The organism is Deinococcus cellulosilyticus NBRC 106333 = KACC 11606, from assembly GCF_007990775.1.
GTDB lineage: Bacteria > Deinococcota > Deinococci > Deinococcales > Deinococcaceae > Deinococcus_C > Deinococcus_C cellulosilyticus.
In genome coordinates this window covers 27,537-42,881 of the sequence record NZ_BJXB01000031.1, presented here as the reverse complement: position 1 = coordinate 42,881, position 15,345 = coordinate 27,537, and the positions used below count along the sequence as shown (strand labels likewise).

Annotated in this window: 11 protein-coding genes; 6 read left to right on the top strand and 5 right to left on the bottom strand. The window is 55.7% G+C overall.

The annotated features are described in order from the left end of the window. Positions 1 to 11 precede the first annotated feature (11 nt). The 3 genes from DC3_RS24170 (at position 12) to DC3_RS24160 (ending at position 1,808) form a co-directional block, all read left to right on the top strand. Positions 12 to 866: an alpha/beta fold hydrolase gene (locus DC3_RS24170; RefSeq protein ID WP_186816230.1), complete on the top strand. Its 855-nt coding sequence runs from the start codon at positions 12 to 14 to the stop codon at positions 864 to 866. Between the two features lie 31 nt (positions 867 to 897). Next, positions 898 to 1,437, top strand: a complete 540-nt coding sequence (locus tag DC3_RS24165; RefSeq protein ID WP_146889549.1) for a polymorphic toxin-type HINT domain-containing protein — start codon at positions 898 to 900, stop codon at positions 1,435 to 1,437. Positions 1,438 to 1,520: 83 nt separating this feature from the next. After that, the gene (locus tag DC3_RS24160; protein WP_146889546.1) at positions 1,521 to 1,808 is read left to right on the top strand and encodes a hypothetical protein; all 288 of its coding nucleotides are present in this window, start codon (positions 1,521 to 1,523) and stop codon (positions 1,806 to 1,808) included. A 167-nt stretch (positions 1,809 to 1,975) separates the two neighbouring features. Here the strand turns inward: DC3_RS24160 and DC3_RS24155 are convergent, their stop codons facing one another. Continuing rightward, entirely contained in the window at positions 1,976 to 3,514 is a 1,539-nt protein-coding gene (locus tag DC3_RS24155) for a PD-(D/E)XK nuclease domain-containing ATP-binding protein (RefSeq protein WP_146889543.1), read from the bottom strand. 502 nt (positions 3,515 to 4,016) lie between these two features. Between DC3_RS24155 and DC3_RS24150 the strand changes: the two genes are divergently transcribed. Both DC3_RS24150 and DC3_RS24145 read left to right on the top strand, forming a co-directional pair. Continuing rightward, positions 4,017 to 7,613 (top strand): diguanylate cyclase, encoded by a 3,597-nt coding sequence (locus tag DC3_RS24150; RefSeq protein ID WP_146889540.1) that lies wholly within the window; start codon positions 4,017 to 4,019, stop codon positions 7,611 to 7,613. Positions 7,614 to 7,873: 260 nt separating this feature from the next. Continuing rightward, the gene (locus DC3_RS24145; protein WP_246130798.1) at positions 7,874 to 9,340 is read left to right on the top strand and encodes a nitronate monooxygenase; all 1,467 of its coding nucleotides are present in this window, start codon (positions 7,874 to 7,876) and stop codon (positions 9,338 to 9,340) included. Between the two features lie 129 nt (positions 9,341 to 9,469). Here DC3_RS24145 and glyS read toward each other — a convergent pair whose 3' ends face one another. The 4 genes from glyS to DC3_RS24125 all read right to left on the bottom strand — a co-directional run bounded on the left by glyS (position 9,470) and on the right by DC3_RS24125 (position 14,036). Beyond that, complete coding sequence (gene glyS, locus DC3_RS24140) at positions 9,470 to 11,533, bottom strand: glycine--tRNA ligase subunit beta (RefSeq protein ID WP_146889537.1); 2,064 nt, start codon at positions 11,531 to 11,533, stop codon at positions 9,470 to 9,472. Then, complete coding sequence (locus DC3_RS24135) at positions 11,530 to 12,426, bottom strand: glycine--tRNA ligase subunit alpha (protein ID WP_146889534.1); 897 nt, start codon at positions 12,424 to 12,426, stop codon at positions 11,530 to 11,532. Before DC3_RS24135 ends, glyS begins: the two co-directional genes overlap by 4 nt. A 309-nt stretch (positions 12,427 to 12,735) precedes the next feature. After that, positions 12,736 to 13,563: a hypothetical protein gene (locus DC3_RS24130; RefSeq protein ID WP_146889531.1), complete on the bottom strand. Its 828-nt coding sequence runs from the start codon at positions 13,561 to 13,563 to the stop codon at positions 12,736 to 12,738. A 47-nt stretch (positions 13,564 to 13,610) separates the two neighbouring features. Continuing rightward, positions 13,611 to 14,036, bottom strand: coding sequence for a hypothetical protein (locus DC3_RS24125; protein ID WP_146889528.1), 426 nt, complete (start codon positions 14,034 to 14,036; stop codon positions 13,611 to 13,613). A 553-nt stretch (positions 14,037 to 14,589) separates the two neighbouring features. On the opposite strand from DC3_RS24125, the gene DC3_RS24120 reads away from it, so the two are divergent. Beyond that, positions 14,590 to 15,198 carry a hypothetical protein gene (locus DC3_RS24120; protein ID WP_146889525.1) on the top strand — a complete coding sequence of 203 codons (609 nt, stop codon included), beginning with the start codon at positions 14,590 to 14,592 and terminating at the stop codon, positions 15,196 to 15,198. Positions 15,199 to 15,345 lie beyond the last annotated feature (147 nt).

Genomic DNA, 15,345 nt, shown 5'->3' with positions numbered 1-15,345 from the left:
AGAATCCTCACTTGGGAACAAACCACATCAATGGTCTGAACCTTCAACATCTGGAATGGTCCCCTGCTGGACTGCCTATGGTGTGGCTCACAGGAATGGGCCACACGCCGTTTGTTTTCCAGGACATCATTCCTGCGTTCTCCAGCAACTTTCATTGCTTTGCTTTCAGCCGCAGAGGGCATGGTCGGTCGGATGCGCCCACAGATGGAGATTATAGCCCACAGACACTGGCCTCGGATGTTTTGACCTTCCTGGACCACCTGAACCTCACAGATGTGGTGCTGGTGGGACACTCCATCGCTGGCAATGAAATGACCCTCGCTGCAACCCTGCAGCCCTGGCGCTTTCGAGCCCTGATCTATCTGGATGCTGCTTATGATCGGAGTGGGGTTCTGGATCGCATCCGCAAGGACCCCTTGCAGTCAGGACAGGCTTCCCCACAGCCCCACACGCCAGAAGAGTTTCGTCACAATGCCCAGCAGCAATACGGCTTCTGGACTCACGCCCTCGAAGCCGACCTGCAGAACATGCTGCTGGAAACAGAGGGACGGCTGCACCTGAGGCCTCTGGCCTCCAGCCTCCTGCCAGCGACAGACCAGCATCAGCCAGATTACACTGGAATCCAGTGCCCTGCTCTGGCGATTTATGCCCTGTTTCCAGAGGATCACCCTACAGAAGATGATGCTTCCCAGCAGCAGGTTGCTTTTCGGTCTGAGGTGATGGTGCCCTGGCAACAAGCCTCCATCCAGCAGTTCAAGACCCAATGCAAGGAAGGGCAGGTGCTTGAATGGTCACAGACCCACCATTATTTTTTCCTGTCTGACCCTCAAAGGACAGTGGAGGCCATCAGGTGTTTTCTGAGGTAATTGTCTCTTACACAGTGTTTCTGGCACAAAGGTGTTTGCTGCTGGGTTCTGGTACGCACACCCCTTCTACGTCACGGAGCGTTCAGACAGTGAACCCAGACCCAAGCCCGAAGGCCACCCGGACCTGAGCGACAAGTGGGTTGGCGCAGGACACCTGAAAGTGGGGGACAAACTCAAACAGGCAGATGGCACCTTGGGTGAGGTCCGGTATGTCAACACCATTGCTGAAACCCGCACCATGTACAATCTGGAGGTCGAAGAGGCTCATACCTTCTTTATCAGGACCCAGGGTTGGTTGTTGCATAACTCCGGTCCGAGAATAAAGATTACAGCAGACGAAATTAGAGATTTGAACAAGCAATTTGGTGGAAAGCGAGAATACAGTGCTGTTGCAGAGGCTGCAATCGGTGCAGCAGAACGATACGATGGATTCTGGGAGCAAACAGCAGCCATCGTACGTTCGGTGGCGGGTGGACATATGTTTGATCATGGAAACAAACAGCATCAGCCAATGTCAAGCTTTTACAGGAGAGACATGGTATCACTACCGGGGTCCCTGATGATATTATGAAGAAGGTCATGTTTGAAATTGCTGAGGGCAAGCTTAAAGATGTTAAGGAAAGAGCTGCCAGACTGAGAGGATTCTAAGTGAGCATGAAGACCTATCAAGGCATTTTAGACGCTGTAGAGCAGCGTAAGTACTATTTTGCAGACTCAAATAATGAGCTTATAGATTACTTGAAGATATTTGATCTAATACGACAAGAGGGATACACGGCATTCATAAAATGGGATGGCGGTAGAGAGTATGAGATATATACAGTCATGATCACTGACTTACCTGAAGATGTTGATTATATACGCAGAGAAAGTAGTGATTTGGCCGAAAGCATTAGAGGTGTGATCTCGGAGTTCATTGAAGTGATATGGAATATTAAGTGAACAAAGGAAGAAGCTCTCCTCGCGTCAAGAGAGCTTCTTCCTTTGTTCACAGCCGACAGACCTCCAGCAGTCCCAGCCGACCTTCAGTCGATGGACTTCCCAGCTGTGGCATGAGTTTCAGCCGACCAGAGGGTATTTTGATGGAACTTCTGGTTCAGCAGGAGGGCTCAGGAACCTGGAATCAAAGGCTCAGCCACCCACTCAGACACCGTTTTGCTGGCAGAATCGAAATTGACCCCCACCATCACCACCCGTTTGCCCAGGTACTTTTCTCCGTATCCAGCCCCTTTGATCTGTTCCAGGGCTTCCTGAGCGGTGCCGTCCAGTTTGAATTCAAAAATGAACACTTGCTTCTCAAGTTCAATCACCGTGTCCATTCGCCCCTTGCTGGTTTGCACCTGACTCAGGGTGGGCAGGCCCGTCGACATCAGCATCAGGTGCATCAGGGAATTGAAAAAAGCTTCTTTCCTGGGGAAAATCTCATACGGCACCCCGGCCAGGGTGGTGTTCACCTGGGCAAAGAAGGCCTCCCAGTTCTGTTTCTCCAGAGCCGCCTGCAACCTGACCCCCAGAATTTCACTGTACTGGGGTCTCTGGATGTACTCATTAAGCAGCCCCTGGCTGAAAGCCTGCCGCACTTCCTCATTGGGATACGTCAGGTCGTAAAGTGTCCCTCCAGCGGTGTGTTCAATGCTTTTGATGGTCAGATAGCCCGTCTGAAACATCAAACCGATGGGACTCATCTGGTCAATGCTTGCTGTGGTCAACACCGATCCTGGAGCCGTGAAGTCTTCAAATTCAAACGGAGTGTAGGCCTCTTGCCGGACCAGTTTGAGCAGGAAGGTCGGGGTTCCGGTTTCATACCAGTGGCCCTTGAATCCAGGGTTTTGCAAAAAGACCAACATGCTAAAGGGGCAATACACCTTGCACTGCCCATCCCAGGAATACCCGTTGTACCAGCGCCTGACCATCTCCCAGTAAGGAGCAGGCTCCATCTTCAAGTGTTCCTGAGCCCGACCATGCTGGTCCGCAAATTTCCCTTGGAGTTCTTCGCGGGTGTAGCCACACAGTTCTGCAAATCTGGGATCGAGTGTTGCGTCATACAGATTGTTGAGATCACTGAACAGGCTCAGTTTGCCAAACCTGGAAACCCCCGTCAGGATCACCAGATGCAAGTGTTCGTCTAGCCCTTTGATGGTCCCATACATGCTTTTGAGCAGATTCTGATGGTCCTTCAGTCTTTGTGGATCGTCCAGGAAATCCACCAGGGGTTTGTCGTACTCATCGATCAGGAGCACCACTTTGCCGTTTCTGGACAACTGCAGCACCAGGTCCTGAAATGCTTCACTGGGGCTGCTCAGGTCCAGGGTCAAACCCTGCTTCCCTGCCTCCCTTTGCAAGTGTTTGAGGATGCCTGTGGCGAGCGGCAGACTTCTGGAGTCGATCCCCGAGAAATTCAGGTGCAGAACAGGACGTGGCTCAAAATCATGCTGGTCGTGAATCCATAAGCCTTCAAAGAGGTGCTTCTGACCTTCAAAAATAGCTTTGAGGGTGGTCAACGTCAGGGACTTTCCAAAGCGTCTGGGACGGGAGAAAAAATAATATCCCCCCTGAACGAAAGGCATCATGTGCATGGTCTTGTCCACATACACATAACCCCCCTCCCGGAGTTTCTGGAAGTCCTGAATGCCAATCGGAAGCTGCATGAACCCAGTTTAACACCTCAGGGTTTGCTGTCTCCCAGCGTACTTTTTCTGCCTGTGAAAGGCAGAAAGTGAGTGAATCCATGAGCAGACGCAGAAAAGGAACCGGCAGCCTGACGCACAAAGATGGACGCTGGATTGCCAGCATCACCCAGCGGGAGGGTCAGGCAAGTGGATGAAGAACAGCGTCGGGAAGGGGCTTTGCCTCTAAAACCCTGATGACTGCGAACCCCGAGGGTAGCCCTGAGGGAAATGTTGATCTGTCTATTTTGCGGTTTATGCAAGCAGATAGACGATTCTTCGGCTGGAATGTCGAGGTTCCAGCCGGGTGTTTTGATTCCGCACCCTCTTTCTACACCAAGGAGCGTATGAATCCCTTTGCAACCCTCCATCACTGAGCTCATGGTGTTTTCTCGGACAGTGCCAGTGGAGACAGCTCCCGTATCATTGTCGTATTCTGGGGTACCGCATCAACGGCTTTTTCACTCTGGAAGGACGGTAGGGCATGACCCGCGATGGTTCCCAATTTCTGGACACTTCTCTTGCAGCAGGAGAGCAGGTCTTGTGGCTGGACGCCCACGGGAACATTGTGGGTGTTTCTCCTGAACTTTCCAGGATCACAGGGCTGGATCCGGAAGAGCTGTCTGACACTGGCATCTGGACCCTGCTTGATCCTGCAGACCATGCGCAGGTACAGGCTTTCCTGGAAGGGAAGGAGCAGGACCTGCAGCCGATTCGCCTGCTGCTGAAAAAGGAGCAGCCTGTCCTGTGCAGGCTGAACCGCATTCACCTGAAACATGGGCAAGAAGGGATCACACTGGTGGGGGTTCAGTTGCTCCGAAAGGAAACCGAATCCCTCCACCTGCATGAACGCACCTTTGAGCGTGCTCCGTGGGGCATTCTGGTGGTGCTTCCTGGCACTTCAGAGATCGTGATGGTCAACCCCACCATGGCCCAGATGATGAGGAGCAGTCCTGCAGACCTGGTGGGACAAAAGGCCAGTGACACCATCACCCCGGAAGGTCTGGATCAACTGCGCCCCCATGTGGAACAGCTCAGGGAACAGGGGAGACATGTGCTTCTGACATCCTTCATGCGCAAGGATGGCTCATCCTTCACCGCACGGGTCCACCTGTACGCCCTGAGGGATGCCAGTGAGACTGTGACCCACTGGGTGGTTTACGTGTATGACGTGACCTCCGAGGAGGTGCAGACCGAGCGCCGCAACCGGCTTGCGCGGGTGGCGCTGGCACTGGTGCACACCAGCACCCCTGAGGAAGTTATCGAGGTGATGCTCAAAGAGGCCGGTCCTGCCACCGATGCCTATGCAGCCCTGCTGATGACGGTCTCGGAAGATGAAAAAACCCTGACCCTCTCAGGGCAGATGGGATACCCCGAGGAGATGCTGCGTCCATTCCGTGAAATTCCAGTCACGGCTGCTTTACCCATCGGTCATGCGGTGCTGGAACACCGTGCGATTTTTGTGGGTGCGGACCAGTTGCCGGAACTTTACCCGGCGGCAGTGTCCAGCCGAAACCAGCAGACCGTCAGCATTGCCACCATTCCCCTGATTGTGGAAGAGCATGTGCTGGCAGTGCTGGGGCTGAGCTTCAACCAGCAGCGCACGTTTGATAAAGATGAACAGGACTTCCTGCTGCAACTCACCCGACAGTGCGCCCAGGCCCTGGAGCGTGTGCGCCTCAGCCTTGTGGAGGAAGAGACCCGCGCTCGGCTGGAACGCCAGAAGGGGCAGCTGGATTTTCTGTCTGAAGCCAGCCGGAGGCTCTCGGAGTCCCTGGATTTGCAGGAGACCATCCAGAGTGTTTTGCACCTGGGGCAGCACCTTGCAGAGCAGGTGCTGCTGCACAGGGTGACACCGGAAAGAGACCTGTTGCTTCTGGGCAACTCAGGACCTGAAATGCCGGTGGCCCTGGAACCCCTGCTTCGGGAGGCCCTGCAGCAGAACGCTCCGATGCTGAGCACGGAGAAGGAACACCCGGACCTGGGCGACTCTGGAATTCAGGCGATCCTGAGCCTTCCCCTTGCCGTGCATGGGGAGTCTGCTGCGGTCCTCACGCTGATGCTGGAGCAGGTGCCTGATGCAGAACAGCAGAATTTTGCTGCACAGTTTACGTCCAGAGCCGCAGTGGCCCTTGAAAACGCTGAGCTGTACGAGGAGCGCCTTCATGCAGAAGAAGCTGCCACCCAGCGTGAAAAGGATTTTGCTTCTCTGGTGGCCAACATTCCGGGCATTGTGTACCGCTGCCTTTGCAACCAGGACTGGTCGATGCTGTACCTGATGGGCCGCATGGAGGAGATCACGGGACATCCTGCTGCAGAATTCCTGGGTCAGGGGGCCCGCAGTTATGCCAGCATCATTCACCCGGAGGATGTGGACACCGTTGAGCGTGAAGTCATGGAGGCCGTGGACCAGCACCTGCCCTTTGACTTGCAATACCGGGTGCAGCACAAAGATGGATCAGACATCTGGGTGCATGAACGGGGCAGGGCCACCTACAGCGACGAAGGAGAAGTCCTGTGGCTGGATGGGGTGATTCTGGACATCACTGGACGCCGCCTTGCCGAACAGGACCGCAGTGTGCTGCTGGAACAGGTGCAACAGGAACGCACCCGACTCATTGACGTGCTGGAGCAGATGCCTGTGGCTGTCTGGCTTGCAGAAGCCCCGAGTGGAAAACTGGTGTTCGGCAACAGGCAGGTGCATGCCCTGTGGGGTCACCCTTACATCGCTGCAGAGGACATTCAGGGCTACGAGGAGTACCGGGCATTTCACAAAGATGGACGCCCAGTGGAGCCAGAAGAGTGGCCTCTGGCCCGGACCATTGCCACCGGAGAGGTGGTCATCAATGAGGAAATCGAAGTGCTTCGCCCGGATGGCAGCCGGGTTCCTGCCACCTTCAGTGCCGCCCCCATTCTGGACCAGCACGGGAAACGGGTGGCCGGGGTGGTCACAGGTCAGGACATCACTGCCCTGAAGAACGTGGAACGCGAATTGCGAGCGGCACGCGATGAGCTGGAGCTGCGGGTTCAGGAAAGGACCCGCGAACTGGAATCCCTCAGTACCCTGCTGCAACAGCAGGTTCAGGAACTGGAGGCCAGAAGCCAGGAAACCCGTCTCCTCAGCGAAATGACCGAAATGCTGCAGGCCTGCTACACCATCCCGGAAGCCCAGGAGGTGGTGGCCCAGCACGTGCAGCAACTCTTCCCACAGGCTGCTGGTGCCCTCTTCTCCTTTGGGCCATCCCGCAACATTCTGGAAGAACTGACCCACTGGAACGGTGATCCCACCAGCACCTCTGTCTTCAGTCCGGATGAGTGCTGGGGCCTCAGGCGAGGCAGGCTGTTCATGCATGAGGCCGATGAAAGGGGCATCAACTGCAGGCACCTCGCCTCTGACGAGAACCTCACCACCCTGTGTGCACCCCTCCTGGCGCAGGGGGAAACTGTGGGCCTCCTGCACCTCGCCAGAGATCAGGGGACGTTTTCAACAAACGAAGTGCGACTGGCCCAGACGATTTCGGAAACGGTTGCCCTCGCCCTGGTGAACATCCGGCTCCGGGACCGTCTGAAAGAGCAGTCCATCCGCGACCCCCTCACCGGTCTCTTCAACCGCCGTTACCTCGAAGAGACCTTTGAGCGTGAGGTGCGCCGGGCAGAACGGCACCGGCTCCCCATGGGGGTGGTGATGCTGGACCTCGACCACTTCAAACGTTTCAATGACACGCATGGCCACGAGGCTGGTGATGCTGTGCTGAATGAATTTGGTCGCCTGCTCAGAGATGGGGTGCGCAACGAGGATGTGGCCTGCAGATACGGCGGTGAGGAATTCACCCTGCTGTTGCCCGGATGCAGTTACGAGGAATCTTTACAACGTGCAGAGCAGATCCGTGAGGCCACCTCCAGACTGCAGGTGCACGCCCAGGGTCGCATTGTGGGGAACATCACCTGCTCCATGGGTGTGGCTGCCTTCCCAGACCACGGTCGGGACCTGCATGAGATCCTGCGCTCAGCAGATTACGCCCTTTATGTGGCAAAGCGTGCTGGAAGGAACCGGGTGATCGGGGCTTCGTTCAGTGAGTGAATTGGGCATCTGAACACTGGCAAAGTTCATCAGAGATCAGGTGGCAAAGCAGACTGAAACATGGTGTTGGTCTTCCCGTAATGGGCACGTAATGCCTGTTCGTTAGGCTCCTGAGAAAGGTCAGGCGAGACTTGACCCCGGGACCCTGACAGCTGCAGGCTGTCCCTGGGCGTTTTGCACGGCTGGCTCACACCAGGACCAGAACCGTCCAGGCAGGACATTCCTGTCTGGACCTTTGTTTCAGGATTGAAGGAGTTGTCATGCCCCAGGACGGTCTTCTGAATTCGCAAAACACACAAATTCCCAGCCCTCTGGCTTCCCATGCCCAGCCTCCTGAGCTGCCCCAGATCATTCAGGGCGGCATGGGAATTGCTGTGTCCAGCTGGGAACTTGCCCGCGCCGTTTCACAGGCCGGGCAGATGGGTGTGGTGTCGGGCACCAGCCTTGACACCGTGATGGTGCGCCGACTTGCCGATGGAGACCCAGGAGGCCACATTGGACGTGCTCTTCGGCACTTTCCAGAACCAGAGCTGGCCTGGCGCATCCAGCAAAAATACCACAGACCAGAAGGCCGTGCAGCAGGGACCCCTTACCCCACCTTGCCCATCAGGCAGAACCTGAAACCTTCAGACCTGGACCTGCTGATTGTGCTGGCCACCTTTGTGGAGGTGTGGCTGGCCCGTGAAGGCCATTCCGGGAAGGTCGGCATCAACCTGCTCACCAAGATCCAGACCCCCACCCTCCCTGCCCTGTACGGAGCGATGCTGGCAGGAGTGGATGTGGTCCTGATGGGTGCTGGAATTCCCAGAGAAATCCCAGAAGCCCTGGAAAGACTCTCACAGGGTCAGGCGGCCTTCATACGGCTGGAAGGGACCGAATTCAGGCTGGAATTTGACCCTGTGAAAGCTTTCGGAAGGCATTTTCCGGTACAAAAACCCATGTTTGTGCCCATCATTTCTGCCCACACCCTCGCCCAGATGCTGGTTCGTTCCTGTCCTGGAGGCATTCACGGCTTCATTGTGGAAGGCCCCACGGCAGGGGGGCACAACGCTCCCGCCAGAGGCAAAGCCCAGGATGAACTCGGGCAGCCCATCTACGGAGAACGAGACCAGGTGGACCTCGGGGTGCTCAGGGGCCTGGGCCTGCCCTTCTGGCTGGCGGGTGGAACTGGCTCCCCTGCAGGCCTGCAGCAGGCCCTTTCAGAGGGGGCCAGAGGCATTCAGGTGGGCACCCTTTTTGCTTACAGCCAGGAATCCGGTCTGACATCAGGCCTGAAAAAGACCGCCTTGCAGCAGGTCCAGCAAGGCACCCTGAAAGTGTTCACCGATTCCAGGCTTTCTCCGACTGGGTTTCCTTTCAAGTCTGTGCAGTTGCAGGGGACCCTCTCGGACCCTGAAGTGTACGATCAGCGCAAACGCATCTGCGACCTGGGCTACCTGCGGCAGGCCTACATCACCCCGGAGGGCAAATTGGGTTTCCGTTGTGCCGCTGAGCCTGTGGACCTCTACCTCTCCAAAGGAGGCAAGCTGGAAGACACAGTTGGGAGAAAGTGCCTGTGCAACACCCTTTTTGCCAGTGTGGGGTTTCCCCAGGTCCGCAAAGGAGGCCAGGTCGAAGCTCCTCTTCTGACAGCAGGGGACGATCTGGCCCACCTCAGGCCTTTCCTGGACCGTTACGGGGTGAATTACAGTGCCAGAGATGTGCTGAATTACCTTTTACCGGACTGACCATTCTCCGAGAGGGGCAATCTGAAAGTTGAAAAGAGAAGAAACGTGTTTGGCACGTTTCTTCTCTGATTTTGTCCGAAAGTTTCAGGATCTGACTCAGCTCTCGCTGTGAACTGAGAACTGAAAACTTTACAGCAATTCGAGGTGCGCCAGTCCCTGCACGGCCTCACGGACCTGGGCGAGGGCAGAGAGGCGGTTGCTGCGCAGCTTCTCGTCTTCCACCATCACCATCACATCGTTGAAGAAGGCGTCCAGAATGGGTTTGATCAGGACCACCTGACGGATCTGGGAGTCCAGGGGCAATTTGCTCTCGGTGCTTTCTGCAATGTCCCAGGCGGGGAACGAGGCTTTTGCAGCCTGCTCAAGCTGGGTGCTGGATTCCTGCAGTTCTTTCAGGGCTGCAAAGAGGGCACGTTCAGAGTCATGCTCTGCCAGATCCAGCTGCACCTCACTGGCCTGCACGTCTTTGGACAGGTTCGCTGCACGTTTGTAGAGGGTGGCGAGGTCCTCGAATTCAGGCTGCTGGGCAAGTTCTTTCAGCAGGGCAATTCTCCAGGCGGCAGCGTAAAAGTTGCTGGCCGATTCGCGGGCTGCACGCACCCCCTGCACACTGTACCCTCCGGAGGTCATCAGGCCCGAGAAACGCTCCCAAAGGAAGGTTTCCAGCTGGGTGAGGGATGCCTCGGAAACCTCGATGTTCTGGGAGGCATACACAGCTGCGGCTTCCTTCAGGAGGTCCATCAGCGAAACCTCGATGCCAAAAGCAGCGATCAGGCGCACGGCACCGATCCCCAGACGCCGCAGTCCGAAGGGGTCTGCACTGCCTGATGGGGCCTTGCCGATGGAGAAGAAGCCCACCAGGGTGTCCAGGCGGTCTGCCAGGGAGAGCACAGCACCAGCGAGTGTGGCAGGCAGTTCTGCTTCTGCAGTGACGGGTTTGACGCCCTGCTCGAGGGCATCAGCCACCTCAGGGGTGCGGCCTTCATTCAGGGCGTAGGCTTTGCCCACCACACCTGCAAGGTCTGCATATTCGTAAACCAGTTGTGTGGCGAGGTCGGCTTTGAAGACCTCTGCGGCCTGCGACACCACACCTGAATCTGCCCCCAGTTGTGCGGCGAGGCGCTGGGACAGGTCACGGAGTCGGGTCTGTTTGTCCAGCATGTTCCCCAGACCCTTCTGGAAGGCCATGCCAGAGAGCCTTTCACGGTGCTCCAGCAGGGTTTTCTGGGTGTCGTTGTTCCAGAAGAACAGGGCGTCTGAGAGTCGACCATCGAGCACCTGCACGTAACCCTTCATGGGCACAGAAACATCCGGCACCCTGTTGTTGGAGATCACCACGAAACCGTTGACCAGCCTCTTTTCCCCTTTGACGGGGAAGTACCGCTGGTGCACCATCATGGTCTCGGCCAGCACCTCATCGGGGAGCTTCAGGTACTTCTCGTCGAAGCGGCCCAGGTAGGCGGTGGGGTACTCCACCAGGTTCACAATTTCACTGACCAGATCGTCGTGCCACTCCAGAGATTGGCCAACTTCGAGGGCACCTTTTGCAGCCTCGATCACCGCGTCATAACGTTTCTGCTGGTCAGCAATGACAAAAGCTTCTTCCAGTTGCTTTTCATAGCTGGCAGCAGTCTCAATGTCAAAAGGAGTGGGGGCCATGAAGCGGTGCCCTTTGGTGGTGCGGGATGCGGTCAGGCCAGCCACCTGCACAGGCAGCACTTCATTGTCCAGCAGGGCCACCAGCCACTGCACAGGACGCACGAACTGGCAGTCCTCGACGGCACCCCAGCGCATCTTGCGTTTGGCAGGCAGGTCACGGACCACATTTGCGAGCAGATCAGGCAGAAGTTCAGCGGTGGATTTGCCCTCATCCGTCAGGGTGACGTAGTAGTATCCGTCTTTCTCGGTCAGGTCCGAGAGGGTCTTGCCAATGCTGCCTGCAAAGCCCTGAGCGGCTTTTTCGCCTGCCTTGACGCTGGGACCCCTGCGCTCGGTGACCTGACGTTCCTGACGCTCAGGAAGGCCTGATACGCGGGCGGCAAGGCGTCTGGGGGTGGAGAAGAGTTCAATGGTCTCAAATCCAAGTCTGGCCTGCTTCAGGCGCTCGGAGAGCAGGGCCTCAAGTCCCTCGCGGCCCTCGTCCACATAAAAAGCGGGCAGTTCCTCGGTGCCAATTTCAAACAAGAGAATCATTTCTGCACCTCCTGACGGGCCTCTTTGCTGTTCTCATGGTCCACGTAGGCCTGTGCAGCTTTTGCAGCAATCTTGCGCACCCGCCCGATGTACGCCTGACGCTCGGCATGGGAGATGCTGCCGGAAGCGTCCAGCAGGTTGAAGCAGTGAGACGCCCGCATCACGAATTCATAACCGGGGTACACGTGACCGGAGGCCAGCAGACGGTTCGCCTCCGCCTCGTAATTCTCGAAGTTCTGGCGTTGCAGGTCCTTGTTCACCCCATTGAAGTTGTAATCCGAGTGCTGCCATTCAAAATCCCGCCGGATGTCACCCATCAGGACAGGTGGAGCTCCGGTGATCGGTGGCGGAGCGTACTCCAGGTCAAACGCGTGGTTCTTGCCCTGCAGGTACAGTGCGATGCGCTCCAGTCCATAAGTGATCTCTGCCGTCACCGGGAACACATCAATCCCCCCGACCTGCTGGAAGTAGGTGAACTGGGTGATTTCCATGCCGTCCAGCCACACTTCCCAGCCCAGACCCCAGGCCCCCAGAGTGGGGCTTTCCCAGTTGTCCTCCACGAAACGGATGTCGTGCTTGTTGGGGTCGATGCCCAGACGGTACAGGCTCTGCAGGTACAGTTCCTGCACGTCGCTGGGGTTTGGCTTTAAAATCACCTGATACTGAAAGTAATACTGGAAGCGGTAGGGGTTCTCGCCGTAACGCCCGTCTGCAGGTCTGCGGCTCGGGGCCACGTAGGCGGTGCGCCAGGGCTTCTTGTCCAGGGCACGCAGGAAGGTCGAGGGGTAGAAAGTTCCGGCCCCCACCTCCGTGTCGTAAGGCTGGGTGATCACGCAGCCATTCTCGGCCCAGAATTTATCGAGCTCCAGAATCAAATCCTGAAAATACTGCACGTTTTGCCTCCTTGTCCTCACCAGGGAATAAAAAAACGTCCCCAGGTGGCTTGAATTCCACCTGGGGACGAATGCTGTCTAGAATAACAGGACACCCGCGGTCCCACCCCAGTTCCCGAATGCTCGGGCACTTTTATGCAGTTGTTTTGCTCCCCGTCGCCCTTCCTGTGGCTCTGACCGTCAGGCTCACACCGTCCCTGACTCGCTCGGGCTGATCGCCACAGTACTCCTACGGATCAACACGAAGACAGTATAGGAAGACTCAGGCAAAAATGCAAAGGGGAAAGGCCAGCAAGGTTTGAGGGACCATCACTTCAGATACTCGATCTTGCGGGATTCCACGACTTTGCCTCCATCTTTCAGGTGGGTGGTCCGTGAGATCCAGTTGCCCCGTTCATCCATCTGGTATTCCACCCTGACGAAATCGTAGTAACTCCGCAATCCCTGAGTGTCGTAAAGGAAGGTTTCAATTCTCTGGTCTTTAGAGGAAGAAAAGGCTTTGCTCTCCTTGATCTGACGGCCCTTGGCATCGTACTGGTAGGTGGTTGTTGAAGTCGATCCTGACGTTTTGCCGTGATCCAGGTAATGGACTTTTTTGACCAGACGGTCCCCCTGATAGGTGTACACAGCTCTGGAAGACACCTGCCATTTTTTGTTCTTGTTGAGCTCATGGGATGTCTCGGTGATGGTGTTGCCAGAGTAAGTGCAAACCGAATAGAAATCCTGTTCTTTTTTTCCTTTGGGATTCAAATCAAAAGAGTTCATCCTCACAGGACGGCCCGTGGCATCGTAGAGGTACGCGTTGAAGCTGTGCTCTCCAGCAAAATGACTCTCAGAGCTGATCATGCGACCATTTTTGTAAACGTACTTGAAGACCATAAATTCTTCATGTGGAGACATGGCATAAGCGACATATGATGTGACTTTGCCATTTTGCAGCGTCCAGCTCTCTGCTTCACCTGAAGGGAAAGATCCCCCTTCCTTATCGATTCTGTTGGTCTGGTAATCGTAAACCCTTTTGACGTTCTGGGGCTGTTTGAGCCCCAGGGTCAGCAGGGGGATTTCAGGTTTCTCAACACATTGTGCAGAAGCGAAGGACAGCAGCGAGATCAGCAAAACAATTTGAGCCCATTTCATAAGCGTTCATTATAGCTTTTTGCTGGGATTGGGTGTAAAAGCACACTTCAGGAACGCACCCACTCCCGCTTCAGATCGAACTCTTCCAGCAACCTGAACACCTCATCCTCCCAGCGCCTTTTGATCAGGCAGCAGCAGCCCACATCCTGATGGTCTTTGCTGTGCAGCACGTAGATGGCGTGGGTTTTCTCCAGGGAAACCCGTTCCAGAACCTGTTTCAGCAGTTGCCTTTCCTGCTCCTGGGAGGCCATCACCTGTTCCCTGGAGGTGTAAAGGTCAAAGTTGCGGTAGGCGTATCCCACAAGGTCTGGCAGCACAGGCTCCTCTCCTGCAGGATGGAAGAACTGGTGCAGGTCAGCAAGTCTGGCAAAATAGGCCATCTGCCACCGGGAGATCCCACGGATGTGGAAGGTGGGCAGGTGATCATGCCTCATGGAAACTGCAGCAAGTTTGTGAAAAGGTGCAGCAGACATCAGACCTCCAGGGTTGAGATGGTGCTCTGAACGCCCAGAGCCCTCCATACAGAAATGTTCGTGTGATTGCTGGTTTTTTTGTTGCGGGTGGTCAGGAACAGATGCCCCGTCCTTTCCTCAGGTCTCGGTTGAGGACTGAAGGCAGGTGCAGCATGAAAGTCTGCCCGCCAGTTCTTTTGCTGGACATGGCTGGCAGATTGAGGTTTCACTGAACGGTTTTGCAGCAAGCCCGATCCAGGCTGCATCTGCTGTGGAAGGGTCCTGATGGGTTTTCGCCTGAAGTGCATCTCTGGCAGCCTGCCTCTCTGGGAAAAGGGACAGGAAACGGCGTCTGGGAAGAGGGTGGGGGCAGAGAGGGCGAAAAGGCTGGAACAGGTGGTCTGAAGTTCAAAGTCGGCTCTGAACTTCTTTGTTCTACCCTTTTTCGGAAATCTGGGGCGGATGGGTTGTTTAGGCAGGTGCAGGGTTGCCTGCGAAGTCTGACTGGGAAGGTGGGATGAACGGGCAGCCTGGGCATTGTTGGGAATGTGGCAATGCAATAGGATCTGAGTAAATGGCACGCAATCTCACCTTTCAGTATGTTTTTGAATCTTCTTTGACCTGGTCTGAAATGCGCGAACACCTGACCATGGAACGCATTCATTTGAGAAGAACAGCCTACATCGCCGTGAAGCATCATGACGACAGGATTTCTTTTCATTTGTACCAGCAGGTGGATACAGATTTTTCCAACACATTCAGCCTGACCCTTCACCCCTCTGAGACCCGACGGTATCCAGTGGGCACAGGAAATGAGATGGAGGGTTGTGTCACGCTGTTGAACCCTGTGGTGGCTGTCTGGTTTCTGGTCCTGTCTGGCCTCACCCTGTTCCATGTCCTCCGTGAAGCGCTCACCACTGTTCAGCGTTATGGCATGGGATATGATCCTGTGCTCAAAGCCCGGATCCTGGAGAACATCATCCCCATTTTGCAAAACATGCAAAACAGCTGGATTTTCTTCTCCATGTATTTCGTGCTGTGGGCGCTGATGGCATGGACTGCTGGCAGGGAGGGAGAAGCACACCACACCGTGCGCAAAGCCATTGAGCCCCTGCTCAAAGGCAAACTTCGCAAAACCAGAAAATTCAGTGCACCTGTACCGCACCCATCCTCAGGTGCCTGAGGTTCTCTGCTTTCTGTTTTTTGTGTTCTAAATGTGAATCAGTCATTTCATTGTGCCCTGCCTCTGGTGGGGCACAACTGTTCATGGTTCGTTCAAAGGGTTTTCAGGGGGGGCGTTCTAAAGTCTAAGCATCAAAGCGGACAGCAC